28 protein-coding genes and 1 pseudogene are annotated in these 13,517 nt (G+C 67.8%); 22 read left to right on the top strand and 7 right to left on the bottom strand.

Going from position 1 to position 13,517, the window contains the following annotated elements:
• The 5 genes and pseudogenes from D9C15_RS33480 to D9C15_RS20925 form a co-directional block, all read right to left on the bottom strand.
• A pseudogene (locus tag D9C15_RS33480) lies at window positions 1–564 on the bottom strand (hypothetical protein); the annotation flags it as partial.
• On the bottom strand, window positions 564–1,805 hold the full coding sequence (locus D9C15_RS20940) for a phosphoadenosine phosphosulfate reductase domain-containing protein (RefSeq protein ID WP_128000392.1): 1,242 nt from the start codon (window positions 1,803–1,805) through the stop codon (window positions 564–566). The gene D9C15_RS20940 and the pseudogene D9C15_RS33480, both read right to left, overlap by 1 nt.
• Entirely contained in the window at window positions 1,802–1,981 is a 180-nt protein-coding gene (locus D9C15_RS20935) for a hypothetical protein (protein ID WP_128000391.1), read from the bottom strand. The genes D9C15_RS20940 and D9C15_RS20935 overlap by 4 nt, the downstream gene beginning before the upstream one ends.
• Window positions 1,978–2,226 carry a hypothetical protein gene (locus D9C15_RS20930; protein WP_128000390.1) on the bottom strand — a complete coding sequence of 83 codons (249 nt, stop codon included), beginning with the start codon at window positions 2,224–2,226 and terminating at the stop codon, window positions 1,978–1,980. The genes D9C15_RS20935 and D9C15_RS20930 overlap by 4 nt, the downstream gene beginning before the upstream one ends.
• Window positions 2,227–2,524: 298 nt before the next feature.
• The gene (locus D9C15_RS20925) at window positions 2,525–2,809 is read right to left on the bottom strand and encodes a hypothetical protein (protein WP_164886799.1); all 285 of its coding nucleotides are present in this window, start codon (window positions 2,807–2,809) and stop codon (window positions 2,525–2,527) included.
• 84 nt (window positions 2,810–2,893) lie between these two features.
• Between D9C15_RS20925 and D9C15_RS20920 the strand changes: the two genes are divergently transcribed.
• Both D9C15_RS20920 and D9C15_RS20915 read left to right on the top strand, forming a co-directional pair.
• Window positions 2,894–3,406, top strand: a complete 513-nt coding sequence (locus D9C15_RS20920) for a hypothetical protein (RefSeq protein ID WP_128000389.1) — start codon at window positions 2,894–2,896, stop codon at window positions 3,404–3,406.
• A gap of 72 nt (window positions 3,407–3,478) precedes the next feature.
• A complete protein-coding gene (locus tag D9C15_RS20915; protein ID WP_128000388.1) occupies window positions 3,479–3,760 on the top strand; it encodes a hypothetical protein in 282 nt (93 codons plus the stop codon).
• A 137-nt stretch (window positions 3,761–3,897) separates the two neighbouring features.
• Here the strand turns inward: D9C15_RS20915 and D9C15_RS20910 are convergent, their stop codons facing one another.
• Window positions 3,898–4,164, bottom strand: coding sequence for a transcriptional regulator (locus D9C15_RS20910; RefSeq protein WP_128000387.1), 267 nt, complete (start codon window positions 4,162–4,164; stop codon window positions 3,898–3,900).
• Between the two features lie 24 nt (window positions 4,165–4,188).
• Between D9C15_RS20910 and D9C15_RS33475 the strand changes: the two genes are divergently transcribed.
• Together D9C15_RS33475 and D9C15_RS20900 are read left to right on the top strand one after the other, a co-directional pair.
• Window positions 4,189–4,677, top strand: coding sequence for a hypothetical protein (locus D9C15_RS33475; RefSeq protein WP_164886798.1), 489 nt, complete (start codon window positions 4,189–4,191; stop codon window positions 4,675–4,677).
• 113 nt (window positions 4,678–4,790) lie between these two features.
• A complete protein-coding gene (locus D9C15_RS20900; protein WP_128000385.1) occupies window positions 4,791–5,318 on the top strand; it encodes a hypothetical protein in 528 nt (175 codons plus the stop codon).
• Between the two features lie 171 nt (window positions 5,319–5,489).
• Here D9C15_RS20900 and D9C15_RS20895 read toward each other — a convergent pair whose 3' ends face one another.
• Window positions 5,490–6,014, bottom strand: a complete 525-nt coding sequence (locus D9C15_RS20895) for a hypothetical protein (RefSeq protein WP_128000384.1) — start codon at window positions 6,012–6,014, stop codon at window positions 5,490–5,492.
• Window positions 6,015–6,155: 141 nt separating this feature from the next.
• Here D9C15_RS20895 and D9C15_RS20890 point away from each other — a divergent pair, with 141 nt between their 5' ends.
• From D9C15_RS20890 to D9C15_RS20815, 18 genes are read left to right on the top strand one after another with little or no spacing between them, the layout of a single operon-like run.
• Window positions 6,156–6,434, top strand: coding sequence for a hypothetical protein (locus tag D9C15_RS20890; protein WP_128000383.1), 279 nt, complete (start codon window positions 6,156–6,158; stop codon window positions 6,432–6,434).
• The gene (locus D9C15_RS20885) at window positions 6,431–6,772 is read left to right on the top strand and encodes a hypothetical protein (protein ID WP_128000382.1); all 342 of its coding nucleotides are present in this window, start codon (window positions 6,431–6,433) and stop codon (window positions 6,770–6,772) included. Before D9C15_RS20890 ends, D9C15_RS20885 begins: the two co-directional genes overlap by 4 nt.
• Before the next feature lie 3 nt (window positions 6,773–6,775).
• The gene (locus D9C15_RS20880) at window positions 6,776–7,018 is read left to right on the top strand and encodes a hypothetical protein (protein ID WP_128000381.1); all 243 of its coding nucleotides are present in this window, start codon (window positions 6,776–6,778) and stop codon (window positions 7,016–7,018) included.
• The gene (locus D9C15_RS33470) at window positions 7,015–7,167 is read left to right on the top strand and encodes a hypothetical protein (RefSeq protein WP_164886797.1); all 153 of its coding nucleotides are present in this window, start codon (window positions 7,015–7,017) and stop codon (window positions 7,165–7,167) included. The genes D9C15_RS20880 and D9C15_RS33470 overlap by 4 nt, the downstream gene beginning before the upstream one ends.
• Window positions 7,164–7,322: a hypothetical protein gene (locus D9C15_RS33465; protein ID WP_164886796.1), complete on the top strand. Its 159-nt coding sequence runs from the start codon at window positions 7,164–7,166 to the stop codon at window positions 7,320–7,322. Before D9C15_RS33470 ends, D9C15_RS33465 begins: the two co-directional genes overlap by 4 nt.
• A 12-nt stretch (window positions 7,323–7,334) precedes the next feature.
• The gene (locus D9C15_RS20875; RefSeq protein ID WP_128000380.1) at window positions 7,335–7,544 is read left to right on the top strand and encodes a hypothetical protein; all 210 of its coding nucleotides are present in this window, start codon (window positions 7,335–7,337) and stop codon (window positions 7,542–7,544) included.
• Window positions 7,541–7,765 (top strand): hypothetical protein, encoded by a 225-nt coding sequence (locus D9C15_RS20870; protein ID WP_128000379.1) that lies wholly within the window; start codon window positions 7,541–7,543, stop codon window positions 7,763–7,765. The genes D9C15_RS20875 and D9C15_RS20870 overlap by 4 nt, the downstream gene beginning before the upstream one ends.
• Window positions 7,762–7,992 carry a hypothetical protein gene (locus D9C15_RS20865; RefSeq protein WP_128000378.1) on the top strand — a complete coding sequence of 77 codons (231 nt, stop codon included), beginning with the start codon at window positions 7,762–7,764 and terminating at the stop codon, window positions 7,990–7,992. Before D9C15_RS20870 ends, D9C15_RS20865 begins: the two co-directional genes overlap by 4 nt.
• Window positions 7,986–8,321, top strand: a complete 336-nt coding sequence (locus D9C15_RS20860) for a hypothetical protein (RefSeq protein WP_128000377.1) — start codon at window positions 7,986–7,988, stop codon at window positions 8,319–8,321. Before D9C15_RS20865 ends, D9C15_RS20860 begins: the two co-directional genes overlap by 7 nt.
• Window positions 8,318–8,632: a hypothetical protein gene (locus tag D9C15_RS20855; protein ID WP_128000376.1), complete on the top strand. Its 315-nt coding sequence runs from the start codon at window positions 8,318–8,320 to the stop codon at window positions 8,630–8,632. Before D9C15_RS20860 ends, D9C15_RS20855 begins: the two co-directional genes overlap by 4 nt.
• Complete coding sequence (locus D9C15_RS20850; RefSeq protein WP_128000375.1) at window positions 8,632–9,189, top strand: NUMOD4 domain-containing protein; 558 nt, start codon at window positions 8,632–8,634, stop codon at window positions 9,187–9,189. The genes D9C15_RS20855 and D9C15_RS20850 overlap by 1 nt, the downstream gene beginning before the upstream one ends.
• Window positions 9,182–10,111, top strand: coding sequence for a YqaJ viral recombinase family nuclease (locus D9C15_RS20845; RefSeq protein ID WP_164886795.1), 930 nt, complete (start codon window positions 9,182–9,184; stop codon window positions 10,109–10,111). Before D9C15_RS20850 ends, D9C15_RS20845 begins: the two co-directional genes overlap by 8 nt.
• Before the next feature lie 28 nt (window positions 10,112–10,139).
• The gene (locus D9C15_RS20840; RefSeq protein WP_128000373.1) at window positions 10,140–11,255 is read left to right on the top strand and encodes a hypothetical protein; all 1,116 of its coding nucleotides are present in this window, start codon (window positions 10,140–10,142) and stop codon (window positions 11,253–11,255) included.
• A gap of 3 nt (window positions 11,256–11,258) precedes the next feature.
• The gene (locus D9C15_RS20835; RefSeq protein ID WP_128000372.1) at window positions 11,259–11,468 is read left to right on the top strand and encodes a hypothetical protein; all 210 of its coding nucleotides are present in this window, start codon (window positions 11,259–11,261) and stop codon (window positions 11,466–11,468) included.
• Complete coding sequence (locus D9C15_RS20830) at window positions 11,465–11,701, top strand: hypothetical protein (protein WP_128000371.1); 237 nt, start codon at window positions 11,465–11,467, stop codon at window positions 11,699–11,701. The genes D9C15_RS20835 and D9C15_RS20830 overlap by 4 nt, the downstream gene beginning before the upstream one ends.
• 2 nt (window positions 11,702–11,703) lie before the next feature.
• Entirely contained in the window at window positions 11,704–12,141 is a 438-nt protein-coding gene (locus tag D9C15_RS20825; RefSeq protein ID WP_128000370.1) for a hypothetical protein, read from the top strand.
• A 21-nt stretch (window positions 12,142–12,162) separates the two neighbouring features.
• Window positions 12,163–12,552, top strand: a complete 390-nt coding sequence (locus D9C15_RS33755) for an Acb2/Tad1 domain-containing protein (RefSeq protein WP_205854860.1) — start codon at window positions 12,163–12,165, stop codon at window positions 12,550–12,552.
• Between the two features lie 26 nt (window positions 12,553–12,578).
• A complete protein-coding gene (locus D9C15_RS20815; RefSeq protein WP_128000369.1) occupies window positions 12,579–13,451 on the top strand; it encodes a hypothetical protein in 873 nt (290 codons plus the stop codon).
• The last annotated feature ends 66 nt before the right edge of the window (window positions 13,452–13,517 follow it).

Genomic DNA, 13,517 nt, shown 5'->3' with positions numbered 1-13,517 from the left:
TCCTGCTCCTGCTCCTGCTCCTGCTCCTGCTCCTGCTCCTGCTCCTGCTCCTGCTCCTGGCTTCGATGGGGCTTGGTAAGGGCCTTTTGAAGGCCCTTGCTTTCCAAGCTCCGGGAACAGGCTCGGTTCCCGGTTGCCGACGCGGCGCGTGGTCAGGTGGAAGGCCTCGTGGTAGCGCTCGAACCAGGCCTCCAGGAACGGGTTGTCGGGCAGGCTGTCGTAGTCCTTCTGGATGCCCTTGCACCTCAGGTCACCGGGCTTCAGCTGCTCGGCGATCTGCCAGGCCGCCATCTCCATGACGAAGACCATCTCGGTGTCTCCGTCGTACTGGCAGAAGCCGACCTCGATGCAGTGCTGAAGGCCCTTCCGTGCCCCTTCGATGCCGAGGCCGGTTTCGTGGGCCATGTACAGCAGGGGCTGGTAGTACAGCCCGAGCATGTTGGAGGCCGGCGAGCTGATCAGGTACAGCGCCACCACCACCGCATCGGAGCCCCTTTTGCGAAGGGCCTTGCCGGTCTCGCCGGTCCAGAAGGTCGGGCCTAGCTTGGCGTACTCGCGCATCATCAGCCCGCTCCCTCTGCGCCAAACAGCAGCGGTTGCACCGCACCGTTCTGGTAGACCACCGGCAGTACCGTGTCTGCGGTCGGCTCGTCTCCGTCCCAGCCCTCGGGCCATGTCTCGGCGGCGATGAGCTGACGAATGCAGGCCTCTTCCTCGGCGTCGATCAGGTTGATCAGGGGCCGGCCGGTGGCTCGCGCTGCGGCGTTGCATTCGGCCTGGATGCCCAACACACGCTCCAATCCCATCAGCCGGGCCGCGAACGTGAGCGGACCCATGCGCTGCGGGTTCTTCGCGATCGAGCCGTCCTTCAGGCGCTCGACTCCGGCCTTCTTCAGCCGATGCTGCGGCTCTCGCAGCTCGCGCCAGAGCGGCTTCAGGCCCCGCAGCGGCGCCAGATAGGCCCAGCGCTCCTGCGCGAGGACCGTCTCGAGCGCCTTCTCCTCCTGCGCCAGAGGGCAGCCGATGCAGCCGGTGCGCGCGTTGATCTCTTCCGCCTCATCGCCGCCGTAGGCGTCAGCGACGATGGCCGTCGACCAGTCGCCGAACTCCTCTTGCGGCGCCCAGTGCTTGAGCCACTCCCATACGTGGCAAACGCGCCAGTGCAGCAGGGGCGCGAGGGTGGCGATGTGGCCGCGTAGGCCCTTGGCGTTCGGCAGCACCTGCTGGTACCAGCCCTGCCCGCATTCAGCGCCATCCTTGCTGCAGGACATCTCGATGCGGCGGTCGCGGATCGCGCTCTCGCCTTGGCGCACGCCGGTGATCATCAGGACGGGACCGTCGAGGTCGGCAAGGCGCTGTGCCAGCGCGTCCTGCATCGGATCGATCTTGATCTGCCGGGTGCACCACCGCAGCGTGTTGTTGTTCGGCGGCGGCACACCTCGACCGAGGATGTAGACCATGAACCGCTTGAGCAGCGGTGCCCTGACCACCTCGACGCGGATGCCGCGCTCGCGCAGCTCGTCCATGATCTGCTCGGCCGCAATGGCCAGAGGCGTCAGCTCCTGGCGGGTGTCGGCGTAGAAGACCGTGATGGACTTCGGCGCCTTGATCTTGCCGGCGGCGATGAGCCAGAGGACGACCGTGACCGTGGCCGAGCTGTCTTTGCCGCCAGACCAGGCGAAGCACCAGTGCTCGTGCTCCGGTCCGTAGGCCCGCATCGACTGGACAGTGAGCTCGATGCTCTCTGTCATCTGCAGCCGCTGGCCGCCGTCGAAGAAGGAAGCCTGCGCGCGGGTGGCCGTCATGCCACCCCCCTGCACTTCGCGCAGCACATGCCCCACGGCCGCATCAGCTTGAAGTCGGTCAGCGGGCCGAAGGTGTTGCACTTGCCGCAGCTGCGCCGCAGGCCGGTGCCGAGGAACTTCGTGTGCCCGGCGTACGGCGTGCCGTCGCGCATCTTGGCGGGGCCTGCGTCGCTCATGCGGCCGCCCGGAGGGCTCGTTCGAGCACCGACAACTTGGACAGGTCCACCACCGCCACGGCGGGCAACGGCGCGACCATCTGGCACCGACCATCGCCCAAGCGGAACAGGCTCGCGTCGATGATCGGCTCGCGTCGCACTTCGGCCTCGTCCGGCTCACCGAAGCGATGCCGCGCGCAGCCGTAGCACGCGTGGTCCGGATGGTGTGGGTAGCACCGCGCAGCCTCGCGAGAAAGCGGCTGCACCTCTCCGCACTTCGGCCTCTGGCTCATTTCTGCTGGCCCCCCAGTTCACCCGTGGGGGTTGCCTTGCGCATGGGCCTCGCATCGCCGACTCTTGGCACGCCGCGCAGTGCAACGAAGACGGTGGCCACGGCAGCCCACCAGCCCAACAAGATCCAGTCCAACTCGCTCATGTCGTGTCCCCAGGTAGAAGACCGTCACGCCCAGCGCACCGAAGCGGAACGCACGCTCGCTCTCAACCTCGCGCGCCCGGTGATGCGCTGGTGGATTGGCGGGACGGTGAAAGTGATGGGTGCGCGCATCACGCGCCTCCGGTGGCGGCTGCTGGCCGCTCGAGGTCTGCAAGAAGGTCAGCGATCGGTCGACCGGTGGCGCGCTCGCATGCCCGCGCCAGCTGCATCGCGCAGCGCCAGTGCGCCCGCCTGCTGGCGTCCGGGTCGATCAGCACCGCGGACATGGCCACGTCGTCGCCAAGCGAATGCGCTGGAAGCCCAGCGTCGAGGCTCCAGTCGCGCACGAGCATCACGAGCTCGTGCAGCGGCACGGATGGCGCCCGGAACAGCGCGGCGAGTGCGGGCGCGGTCATCGCCCGCCTCGCATTCGGATGGGCGGGCGCCCTTCCCCGGTTACGCTGGTGGCTCCTACACGCACCAGCCCAAGGAGGGCGCCCATGGATCTGCCGGCAGCACTCAGCGGTCTGTCGACCGCAATCGGACTGACCAAGCTTGCTGTGGAGGCGCGCGACGACAGCAAAGCACAGCAAGCTCTCACCGAAGTCAATGCGAAGCTCGTGGCGTTGAGCATCTCAGCCCTCGCCCTCGCGGAGAGCAATCGAGCGCTCAGCACGCAGGTTGGCTTGCTCGAGAACGAACTGCACAAACTGAAGCTGGAGGCCGAGGACCGCGAACGCCATACGCTGACCGAGCTTCGTCCCGGTGCGTATGCATACGCCACAAAGCCAGTGCAGGAAGGGAACGACCCACAGGCGCCCTATCTTTGCCAGCCCTGCTACGACAAGGGCGTCAAGGCGATGCTGGTGTTTCACCAGGGCCGGACGGGCGTGCTGGCTCACTACACGTGCCCAGAGGGTGGCGCGCCGCACACGATCGCCATTCCCGGGACCGCGCTGCCGGACAGCGGGCCTCGAACGATCAGCCGGGGATTCCGGGCCGAAGACTGGTGAGCGGCGCACGATCAGGCCGCCTTGGCGTTGGCGGTCTGATCACAGAACAGCGACCACTGACAGAGGAGATTCATGGGCATCCTCGAGGACGTGTTGAAGGCGCTCGAACGAGTGCCGGGTTGGAAGCGCATCAGCGGCCTGCCATCGGAGGTAGACGAGCTGAAGAAGCGCATCGCCGCGCTGGAAGAGCGCATCGCGCCCGCCAGCGGCCAGAAGTGCCCGAAGTGCGGGGCGTTGGCGTACCGGCTCACTTCTTCTTCCCCCGTCGACGACGATTTCGCCGACAGCGGCGCGATGACCGACCACTACAGCTGCAGCAGCTGCAGCTACACGAATCGGGTCTTCCGGCCGTGAACAGCGCCTTGCCGATCTCGGCACCGATCGCCTCGGCCACCGGCTGGAAGCCGTCGTGCCCGCCGAAGATGAACTTGATGCCGCCCTTCTCGTTGGGCCTGACAACGAGGATCGCCCGTAGGAAGTCGCGCGGCATGTCAAGCGGCCTTGGCGTCGACGGCCTGCTCTCGCAGAACCTCCCAGGCGACGTCGTCGCGGAGCTGCTCGCAGGTGACGATCAGCGACGGGTCGCTCTTGTCCCGCGCGAGGCGGCGCGTCTCGCGTTCGATCTGCGGGCAGCGCTCAGCCGGGACACGGCGATCGCCACGCAGCCACTCGCTGATGGTGGGTTGCTTCACGCCGAGAGCCGAGGCCATTGCGGCCTGGCTCCCGAACGCCCGGATGGCTCGTTCGATCGCTTCCATAGCGCAGCATCATAGGCATTGCCGATGCAATCTGCAACTGCATTGCCTATCAAAGGCGGCGCCTGTTGGAATCGGCGAGTGCTACAAGGAACAGACCTCGCCGCTGCGATTCGCACGGCGCTCGAGCTCAAGGCAAAGCTTCCAGGCGCCGGACGCATCGGCCCCTCGGCGCTTGCGCGAGCCTTGGAAATGACCCAACCATCCGCCAGCGAGCTTCTGAAGACTGGCCGCTTGGCCAAGGAGAAGCTGCCGCTGCTTATCTCCTTCTTCGATGACGTGGTCGGGCCGGATCACTTTGGGCTGCCATTCACCAAGTTCGAAGCGGAGTTCCTGCGGCACCTGCGCCGTCTGCCAGCGTCCGCTCAGCAGCAGTTGCTGGACCGCGTGCGCGCCGCGGCCGAGCAGATCGAAGAGGCGACGTCAGGACTCGACTTCCGACCAGACTTCACGGCGCCCGGCGCTGCAATCGAGGTCAAGCCTCCATCAAGGAAACGCTCCGGCACCCACGGATGAGCGCCAACATTGCCAGCTTGTCGACCTTCGGCCGGCGCCGCACCTGCAAACCTTTGCAGGCCTCCCCTGTTCGGGTGGAGGCGATCGACCGAAGCTGGGGCATCTTCTAGCCCATGAGAAGCATTGCCATCCTGGTAGTCGGGCTTGCCTGCTCGGCCACCGCATTCCCGATCAACAAGTGCACCGCAAAAGACGGAAAGGTGACGTTTCAGGACGCTGCCTGCCCGCTCGATGGTGCACGAGGTTCTGATCCGATTGCTACCGGCCAAGCGCCACGCGGCAACGGTCAACTCACGCCGGGCGAGAGAAAGGCGATCGTCGATCAGATGAACGCCGAGATCGCCGCTGGCATCGTCAAGCGGGACCGCGAGCGAGAACGTGCGGCGGCGAGGCAGGCCGCTGAGGAGGCCGCGCGCCCCAAGCCGACAACCACGTGGCAAGCCATTGACTTCGAAGCGTGCCGAACGCTTGTCGCTCGTTCGCTGCTTGCTGTCGCAGGCACCACAAGAACCTTCGCGATCGTGAATTCTCCGGAGGTCACGATGCACAAGATCTGCACAGCGGACGGGAGCGTCATCCTGACCTGCAGCGCGGAAGACCGGCGCCTTGGTACTACCGTGTCGCCGTACCAGTGTCCGTGAACCATGGGCGCGCCAGGTGGAACTGACGGAGGAGCGAACATGGATGTCAACGACGTCTCGAGCCCTGCCCCTCAGCCAGCGCCAGCACCACCGCCATTCGTTCCAGTCGTGCCGCAACAGCCAGAAAGAGAACCGAGGAGCGATGAGCCGCCGAAGCGGTATCGCTGAAGGTCAGGCGAGCGCGGCCGCCGAAAAGACCGCTGGCGACAACAGCGCGAGCAGGCGCACTCCATTGAGCCAGCGCGCTCGAGCGGCGACGAGGGCTGTTTGTTCCTCGATGCGCCTCTGCAGATTCAGCAGCTCTCCCGCCTGGATCTGATCCAGCGAAGCGCCTGGCATCAATAGGTTTTTCGGCTCGTTGTGCAGGGCCGGAGATGCCGTCGTGTTGATGCAGCGGAAGATCAGCACGGCAGCCAGCAGGATCAGGTACAGGCAAAGCGCCGCTGCACCTCTCCCGATAGGCGATGCATCGGGCTCGAAGATCCGCACCGCATAGGCCAGCGAACCGCCGATCCCGGCCAGCAGCAGCGCCAGCGTCGTCGCGGCTTGCGAGGCGACTGCCGCCTGCGAATCAATGCGCCCCTTCAGGTTCTTGTGGCCTTCCTCGAGGGCCCAAGCACGCACTGGGGGATCGCAAGCTGAGATCCGGGCGAGCAGTTCCTTGTCGTCCACCTGCGCAGCGTATCCGATCTCCATCTCTCGCTCCCTCCAGTGAATCGCCGCCCCGGCCAACCCGTGGCGTGCGGATTGCACGATACATAGGCAATGCCGTTGACACAAGAATCGGCATTGCCTATAGTCGTTCCCAACGCGCCACCCCGGCGCTTGGGAGCAGAGATGCAGACGAACGCCCACCCGGCTGCCAGCAGCGGACGCAACCGCTGGCCCGGCACGAACGAGCGGATGACCCTTGACGAGTGCGTGCGGCTCGTCACCTGCGCGGAGAGCTTTCAGGAGCTGACCGAGACGCTCCCGACCTACGCGCCGAAGTTCTACGTCAAGCCGACCACCACGGCCGAACGCCTGGCGCAGCGCCGCATCGTCGCGTCGTTCAACGCCTGGGCCGAGCGCAACGGCCGCGAGGCACGCGCCTTCATCGCGGAGTGCGCGCAATGAGCCCGAGCAGCACCAAGCGCGGCCCGGGCCGCACGCACCTGCAAGGTGACGGGCGCCGGCTCGACGTGCGCTCGCGCTACGTCCAGGGTCTGCTGAACCACTGGGCCAAGAAGCGCCGCGAGGCCGCCGAGAAGAGCTGGTCGAACAGGTCGATGAGCCGGCCGCGCGATGCGCACGGCGCCGTGACCTTAGTCGGCAAGGAGTTCGAGCTGGTCGGCGTGAAGCCCACCTCGCGCGACTACGTGCTGGGCGGCGGCACGGCCTTCGACGGCGAGCCGGAGTACTTCTACTGCCGCCGCATCTGGCTCGCGGGCGTGAGCGCGCAGCGCGGGTACTGAGCCATGAGCCACAAGGTGATTCGCGGCTTCGAGGCCAAGACCGGCGACCTGCTCTCCCAGCCCCGGAGCGAGTCGCTGCGCGGCGAGGCGGTGTATTCGTGGACGCCGGACTACAGCGTCGACTTCACCGCCCTGGGTTCGCTGGACGCCCCGCAGTCCATGCCTGCGGGCGGCCTGCGCCGCTTCGATGGCAGCGAGCTCTCCATCGCCTGGAGCCACGTGTGGCGCGAAGGCGCACCGGCATGAGCCGCACCGTCGACCACATGGAGATCCAGCAGGTCATCGGCGGCTGGATCGTCTGGGACACCAAGCAGCTGCGCGCCATCAACGGGCCGTACCGCTGGCGCTGGATGGCCGTGGTCGCGCGCTTCCTCAGCGTGGGTCTGTGGCGATGAAGCACCTCTTCCACGCTGCCCTGGCGCTCGAGGCGTTCGTCCTCGGCGCCTCCATGAGCGCCGGCCATGCGCCCACGTGGCTGCTCGTCGGCCTGGTCGTCCTCTCGGGCGTGGGCGTGCTGCTGGCGATCGTCGCCGCCGCGCTGCGCCACTGATCGGAGATCCACATGCCCCGCTTCGTCGACAACCCGCCTTCCCTCCTCTCGGCCCGGCGCATCAGCGACGAACTGGCGCGGCCGGACCTGTTGCCCATCGGCGAGGTCACCGAGCTGCCGCCGGCCGAAGGCGCGCTCCAGTGGCGCCTCGCCAAGGCCCTGCAGGCCGACAACTTTGAGCGCGCCTTCGCGATCACCCAGCCGATGGAGCTGCTCCCGTGAGCGCGCGCATTCCCACCCAGGTGAAGATCGCGCCGCGCGGCAAGGCCTTCGCGGTGCTGCGCTGCGACCACGTCGCCGGCGGCCGGATCGTGCCGCTGAAGATGCCCGGCCGCTGGCTGACCCGCGCCGATGCCGAGAAGGCTGCGGCCTCCGTCGACGAGCGCCTGTCGCCGCGCGTGTTCCTGGTCGACGAGATCCGGGTCACGGAGGACCGCTCGTGAGCGCGCCCGCCCTGCCACAGCGCGCCGAAGGCGCACCGGTGAAGGTGCTCTGGGCCGTCTCGCCGCACCGAAACCCCGTCGGCTGCGAGTGGTGCGACGGCGAGTTCCTCCGCTACGTGGCCGCGCCCGACACCGACTACCGCGTGCTCGTGCGCAGCAAGACCCCGCGGGGCAACACCGTCACGGTGCCCGCGCACCCCTCCGCCGTGGAGTTCGTCGCATGCTGACCTCGAACAGCCGCTACCTGCACCGTGTCGACACCAGCCTGAGCGGCGGCATGGATCTCGACGCCTTCCTGCTCGCGGCGCGCCGGCGCGGCCTGGTCGTCACCGAGACCGGTGTGGTCATCGGCATCGCGGCCCAGCGCCAGCCGAGCCGCGAGATCGGCAGCCAGGCCGAGCAGATCCAGACCGCGCTGCTGCGCAAGGCGCCGGGCCTGAAGGCGCGCCGCGCACTGCCCAACGTCGAGCGCGAGCAACTCGTCATCCAGGTGGGCCACCGCCCGCTGTGGTGGCACGCCATGCGTGCGCTGCGCCGCCTCTGGGGTGCCGTGTGACGCCGGGCCCGTGGTCGGTGCTGTCGAACGGCGTGTGCGTCGTCGGCCCGTGCGAACGCCAGGAAGGCGAGCCGCAGACGGCCGGCATCGCCCACTGCGGAATGCAGCTGCGCAGCGAGGCCGAGGCGCGAGCCAACGCCCAAGCCATCAAGCAGCTGCCGCGAGTGGTCGAACTGCTGGAGCTGCTGTTCGAGCGCGACTGCCGGGTCTACGCGCACGAGCTCACGATCCCGCTGCACACGCGCGCCGACGCCATGAAGGCGCTGGCCGAGGCCCGTGCACTGCTGGTCGACCTGCGGGGCGTCGCCTGATGCCCGCGTTGCCCAGCCGCGCCAAGTACCTTGGTGGCAGCGATGCGGAGCTGCGCGAAGTGCCTGGATTTGATGGGCAGTACTCCGTGACTCAAGACGGCCGCGTTTGGTCTCGCGCACGCGAGTGGGTCAACGGCAAGGGCGCGCCGCAATCTCACGATGGCATGTGGTTGAAGCCAATCCTTGACAAGACCGGCTACCTCCGTGTGCGAATCTCTCTTGGTCAGAGGCGCCATTTCCCATCTGTGCACCGACTGGTGGCGATGGCATGGATACCGAATCCGATGGCGTTGCCGCAGGTGAACCACATCGACGGTCATAAGCTCAACAACCGAGCAGAGAACCTTGAGTGGTGCACGCAGGCTGACAACAACCGGCATGCCTACGCCATTGGGCTGAACGGTCCCAATCCGAAACGGAAGTTGTCCGATGACGCAGCACGCAGCCTGCGCGTGCGGCACGCCAACGGCGAGACGGTCACGGCGCTGGCGCGCGAACTGCTGATCGATCGCAAGACGGTGTACGGCGTGCTCAAGGGGAGGACTTACCGTGGCTGACCGCAGTTCCTGGCTCGGCGGCAGCGACGCTGCAGCAGTGCTGGGCGTCGATCCGTACAGGACGCCTGTCGATCTGTGGCTGGAGAAGACGCGCCGCAAGGTCGAGAACCTCGACGACTTCAAACGCGCGATGGTGCTCGCCAGAGGTCGCAGGCTCGAACCCGTTATTCGGGAGATGGCGATCGACAAGCTCCGCGCCGCCGGCCACCAGGTCAAGCTGCTGGCGAAGAACCGCCGGTACCGCGACGCGAAGCACCGCTTCCTGTCGGCCGAGATCGACTTCGAGCTGGAGGTCGACGGGGAAGAGGTCAACGGCGACGCCAAGAGCGTCAGCCACTTCGTGCGCGACGAGTGGGGCGATCCCGGCAGCGAGGACGTGCCCATCCACTACGCCGCGCAGTTCATGCACGGCCTGATGGTGCACCCGCGCCGGCGCCAGCGCACGCTGGTGGCCGCGCTGCGCTCGCTCGACGACGTCGACCTCTACTGGACGCGCCGGGACGAGGTGACGATCGAAGCGATGCGCGAGCGCGAGCTGCGCTTCTGGACCGACCACGTGAAGGCCAAGGTGCCGCCGGAGCCCACCTCGCTCGACGACATCCGCGGCCTGTTCCCCAAGAGCCGGCCCGCCGCGATCGAGGCCACGCCGGAGATCGCCACCAAGGTGGCCGAGCTGCGCGAGCTGCAGAAGCAGGCCAAGGACATCGTCGAGCGCGAGACGCTGCTGCGCTTCCAGATCGGCCAGTTCATGGGCGACCACGCCCTGCTGACGGCCGGTGTGCGCGACCTTCTCACCTTCGAAGAGCAGACCCGCTCGAGCTTCGACCTGACCGCCTTCCGCCGCAAGCACCCGGACTGGGAGGCCATGTTCACCCGCACCAGCACGACCCGCGTGCTGCGCTTTGCCGCGCGCCGCGGCTGATGACCCAAGAGAAGAGGACGACCGACGCATGAACCAAGCACTGCGCGCCGTGGCCACCGGCCAGGCCCAACCCCGCGAGGCCGACGACTTCGGCTCGCTGCTGAACCGGGGATTCACCCCCTTCAGCCCCGACGCCTGGCACGTGATGCAGGCGCGCGACGAGCAGCTGATCGAAGACGAGCTGCTGCGTGGCGCGGTCAGCAAGGCCTTCGTGTACGACTTCACCATCTCCGGCAACCGAGTCACCGGCGTGTCCGTGGTCGGTGCCCGTCAGCTGGCCAGCGAGTACGGGGGCATCAAGTCCAAGATCGTCGCGACGGTGGAGAAGCGCGGTGCGCTGTTCATCTTCCGCAGCTTCGAGCCGCTGTCCATTCACACGGCCGTGCTGCCCGAGCTCGAGGCCGACACCGACTTCTACGAGTGCGTGATGCAGGTCGACGACATCAAGACCGGCAACTCCACCCAGGTGCGCAAGAAGGAAACCAAGATCGAGAAGAAGCGCGACGGCGGCCTGTTCGAGCGCCCGCACTTCGACGTGATCGCCGAGAGCAAGGCGCGCCGCAACGGCATCCTGGACGTGCTGCCGCAGAAGGTGATCGAGGACTTCAAGAAGAAGCACCTCGCCGCAGGCAACGCTTCGCAGGAGAAGACCATCGACCAGCTGCGCTCCGGTGCGCAGCAGTTCGCAGCGAAGCATGGCATCGGCCTGGACCGGCGCGTGCTGGACAGCCTGTCCTATGCCGAGCTGATGGGCCTCGGCGGTGCCGCGGCCGGAGGCGTCGACCAGTTCCGCGCCAGCGCCGAGTCGCTCAAGCTGGTGGCCAGCGCCACCGGTGAGGTGCCTCCTCCCGCCCCGCCGGCAGGCGGCAAGGCTGCTGCCCGGCGTGCTGCCACGAAGGAGGCGCCGGAGCCTGCCGCAGCTGCCCAGGCCGCGGCGGCACCGCGATCGGCTCCTGGCGGGCCGAATTCGGCCGCTGCTGCGCCGACGAGCGCCCCGAGCTACGCCGCCGTCGCCGAGGCCATCTCGCGAGCGGGCAACCGCGACGACGCGCTGGCCGAACTGGATGCCGCCCGCGACCTACCGGCCGATCAGCAGCGCGACCTGAAGGCGCACCTCGAGCGCACCTACCCGGCGGAGGGCTGACCCATGGCCACGAAGCGGATCTACACCATCGAGCAAGGCGACGCGGTGCGCCTGGTGCGAGCGTCGCACCCGAACGCCGCGCTCATGCACGTCGCGCGCGGCACCTACGTCACGCGCGTCGCCACGCAGACCGACCTCGAGCGCGCCTTCAAGGCTGGCGTCCAGGTCGAAGAGCCGGACCAGAAGGCCGTCGGAGAAGGGAGCCCGTCATGAGCGCCAGCCTCCAGGAACAGGTGCGCATCGCGCGCGTGAACCGGATGAAGCGCCGCGTGGCCTCGTGGTGGCACCAATCGCACTGCTACGAATGCCAGGCCCGCGGCGCATCTGCAGGCGCTCTGCTGCAGCTCTTCCAGCAAGTTGGCGTCCCGAGTGTTTCGGTGGAGGTTGTCGGCGACGACGACACCCTCCCCGGCACCCACGTGCCGCCCAGCGACAAGGCGCACTGACCATGAGCGATCAGCAAGCCAACACCCAGCCGCCCGCGATGTGGGCCGTGGTCGAACTCCTGGGCCACAACCGCATCGCCGGCCGCGTCAGCGAGCAGGTGTTCGCCGGTGCCGCGTTCATCCGCGTCGACGTGCCCGAGATCGTCGTCTCGGAAGTCGACTACGACGAATCGCCGCCGGTGCGCCGGCAGCGGCTGATCCAGGCCCACACGCGCAGCTTCGGCGCCGGCGCCATCTACGCCGTGAACTGGTGCGACGAAGACGTGGCGCGCGAAGCCGCGCGCGGCATCAAGCACGAGCCGCTGAAGCCCTACCAGTCGAAGGAAGCCGTCGCCGCGCTGGTCGACGACGCGCGACAGCTGCGCCTGCCCGGCGGAGTCGTGCCCAGCGACCCCGACGACGACCCGGAAGACCTCGACGGCCACGGCCGCTCCTACTGACCACACCCCCAGGAAATCCACATGCGCACGATCCACGACCACAAGGTGAACCCTGCCAACGATCTGCTGACCATCACCGTGGTGGACAAGCCCGGCGCCGGCGGCGCCAGCCACCTGTACACCATCGGCGGCTTCAACAGCTCGACGAACGAGAGCAACAGCGGGCCGGCCTATCAGATGGCCGACATCCTGTTCCAGAACGGGCCGATCCCGGAGAAGGGCGTCAACGGCATCACCCACGAAGCGCTCATCGCCATCGTGATCGACCGCCTCCGTTCCTTCCAGGCCGGCCCCTACGCGTGCCGCGAGAACGCCATCGCGCTAACGAAGCTCGAGGAAGCCCAGCACTGGCTGCACAGCCGCACGCTGGCCCGCATGCGCCGCGGTGTCGAAGGCACCCACACCGTCTGACCTGCAACCACCAGGAGCTACGAGCCATGTTCGCACTGTCGAATGCCACCGACGTGAAGGTGAAGAACGTCATTACCCTCAGCCAGAAGAACCGCAAGCCCGACGAGAAGCCGGGCGTGAAGCTGAAGCTCGAGATGCAGCTGCCGCCCGACACGCTGGAGCACTTCGGCGCGCACCTCACCGAGTTCGTCTACGAGCCGCCGACCGAGACGCGCGGCGCGCAGAGCGAGATCGAAGTGGTGGAGCCGAAGAAGTCGGTCCGCCTGACGCAGCTCGGCGCCAAGATCGCCAAGCTGCCGCTGACTTTCGAGATGACCGGCTACACGACGGAGATCGTGATCGGCACCGGCCGCAAGGAATCGAACCTGCTGATCAAGGACTGCATCCTGAGCGACTGGGTGCTGCAGTTCAAGGAAGGCGGCACCGTGGTGGCCGGCTGCTCGCTCGAGTCGCCCGACGTGTCGAAGGTGATGCTCGGCGAGCTGGGCTCGCTGAAGAGCAAGACCATGCCCATGCGCATGACGCCGCCCGAGGTGCACCAGCGCGACCTCGCGGACGAGGCCGGCACCGGCGACACCGATCCGGACACGCCGCCGCCTGCCGCGCCGCGCAAGCCGGGTGCTGCCGAGCGCGCCGCGGTCACGCGCGTGAAGGGCGAGGCCGGCCCGAAGGTGCCGCACAAGGGCGAGGAACGCCCGGCGCGCACGGAGCGCGGCAAGGCCGCCACGAAGGCCGCGCTGGCCGCCGGCAGCTCGACCGCCGAGATGACGAAGGCGAGCGACGCCGCGCAGGAGCACATCAAGAAGGTCGCCGCGGACCTCGAGAAGAAGGACGCCGCCAAGGCCGACGCCGCGACGGCCGCCTTCGCCGGCTCCGGCGCCAGCACCACCACGCACTGAGGTGGCCGAGCCCTGCTCATGTCCACCCGGGCAGTGCCTCGGGTGCGACACGAGCGCCGAGCACTG

It is taken from the genome of Piscinibacter defluvii (assembly GCF_004011805.1).
In the GTDB taxonomy this organism is placed as follows: Bacteria; Pseudomonadota; Gammaproteobacteria; order Burkholderiales; family Burkholderiaceae_C; genus Piscinibacter; species Piscinibacter defluvii.
The sequence above is the reverse complement of the archived record's forward strand: the minus strand, read 5'-3'. Positions and strand labels throughout refer to the sequence as shown.

Excerpts from the sequence above, each read along its gene's own strand:
- D9C15_RS20940 (WP_128000392.1), bottom strand. The coding sequence starts at position 1,805 with ATGACGGCCACCCGCGCGCAGGCTTCCTTCTTCGACGGCGGCCAGCGG.
- D9C15_RS20935 (WP_128000391.1), bottom strand. The coding sequence starts at position 1,981 with ATGAGCGACGCAGGCCCCGCCAAGATGCGCGACGGCACGCCGTACGCC.
- D9C15_RS20925 (WP_164886799.1), bottom strand. The coding sequence starts at position 2,809 with ATGACCGCGCCCGCACTCGCCGCGCTGTTCCGGGCGCCATCCGTGCCG.
- D9C15_RS20920 (WP_128000389.1), top strand. The coding sequence starts at position 2,894 with ATGGATCTGCCGGCAGCACTCAGCGGTCTGTCGACCGCAATCGGACTG.
- D9C15_RS20915 (WP_128000388.1), top strand. The coding sequence starts at position 3,479 with ATGGGCATCCTCGAGGACGTGTTGAAGGCGCTCGAACGAGTGCCGGGT.
- D9C15_RS20910 (WP_128000387.1), bottom strand. The coding sequence starts at position 4,164 with ATGGAAGCGATCGAACGAGCCATCCGGGCGTTCGGGAGCCAGGCCGCA.
- D9C15_RS33475 (WP_164886798.1), top strand. The coding sequence starts at position 4,189 with ATGCAATCTGCAACTGCATTGCCTATCAAAGGCGGCGCCTGTTGGAAT.
- D9C15_RS20900 (WP_128000385.1), top strand. The coding sequence starts at position 4,791 with ATGAGAAGCATTGCCATCCTGGTAGTCGGGCTTGCCTGCTCGGCCACC.
- D9C15_RS20895 (WP_128000384.1), bottom strand. The coding sequence starts at position 6,014 with ATGGAGATCGGATACGCTGCGCAGGTGGACGACAAGGAACTGCTCGCC.
- D9C15_RS20890 (WP_128000383.1), top strand. The coding sequence starts at position 6,156 with ATGCAGACGAACGCCCACCCGGCTGCCAGCAGCGGACGCAACCGCTGG.
- D9C15_RS20885 (WP_128000382.1), top strand. The coding sequence starts at position 6,431 with ATGAGCCCGAGCAGCACCAAGCGCGGCCCGGGCCGCACGCACCTGCAA.
- D9C15_RS20880 (WP_128000381.1), top strand. The coding sequence starts at position 6,776 with ATGAGCCACAAGGTGATTCGCGGCTTCGAGGCCAAGACCGGCGACCTG.
- D9C15_RS33470 (WP_164886797.1), top strand. The coding sequence starts at position 7,015 with ATGAGCCGCACCGTCGACCACATGGAGATCCAGCAGGTCATCGGCGGC.
- D9C15_RS33465 (WP_164886796.1), top strand. The coding sequence starts at position 7,164 with ATGAAGCACCTCTTCCACGCTGCCCTGGCGCTCGAGGCGTTCGTCCTC.
- D9C15_RS20875 (WP_128000380.1), top strand. The coding sequence starts at position 7,335 with ATGCCCCGCTTCGTCGACAACCCGCCTTCCCTCCTCTCGGCCCGGCGC.
- D9C15_RS20860 (WP_128000377.1), top strand. The coding sequence starts at position 7,986 with ATGCTGACCTCGAACAGCCGCTACCTGCACCGTGTCGACACCAGCCTG.
- D9C15_RS20850 (WP_128000375.1), top strand. The coding sequence starts at position 8,632 with ATGCCCGCGTTGCCCAGCCGCGCCAAGTACCTTGGTGGCAGCGATGCG.
- D9C15_RS20840 (WP_128000373.1), top strand. The coding sequence starts at position 10,140 with ATGAACCAAGCACTGCGCGCCGTGGCCACCGGCCAGGCCCAACCCCGC.
- D9C15_RS20835 (WP_128000372.1), top strand. The coding sequence starts at position 11,259 with ATGGCCACGAAGCGGATCTACACCATCGAGCAAGGCGACGCGGTGCGC.
- D9C15_RS20830 (WP_128000371.1), top strand. The coding sequence starts at position 11,465 with ATGAGCGCCAGCCTCCAGGAACAGGTGCGCATCGCGCGCGTGAACCGG.
- D9C15_RS20825 (WP_128000370.1), top strand. The coding sequence starts at position 11,704 with ATGAGCGATCAGCAAGCCAACACCCAGCCGCCCGCGATGTGGGCCGTG.
- D9C15_RS33755 (WP_205854860.1), top strand. The coding sequence starts at position 12,163 with ATGCGCACGATCCACGACCACAAGGTGAACCCTGCCAACGATCTGCTG.
- D9C15_RS20815 (WP_128000369.1), top strand. The coding sequence starts at position 12,579 with ATGTTCGCACTGTCGAATGCCACCGACGTGAAGGTGAAGAACGTCATT.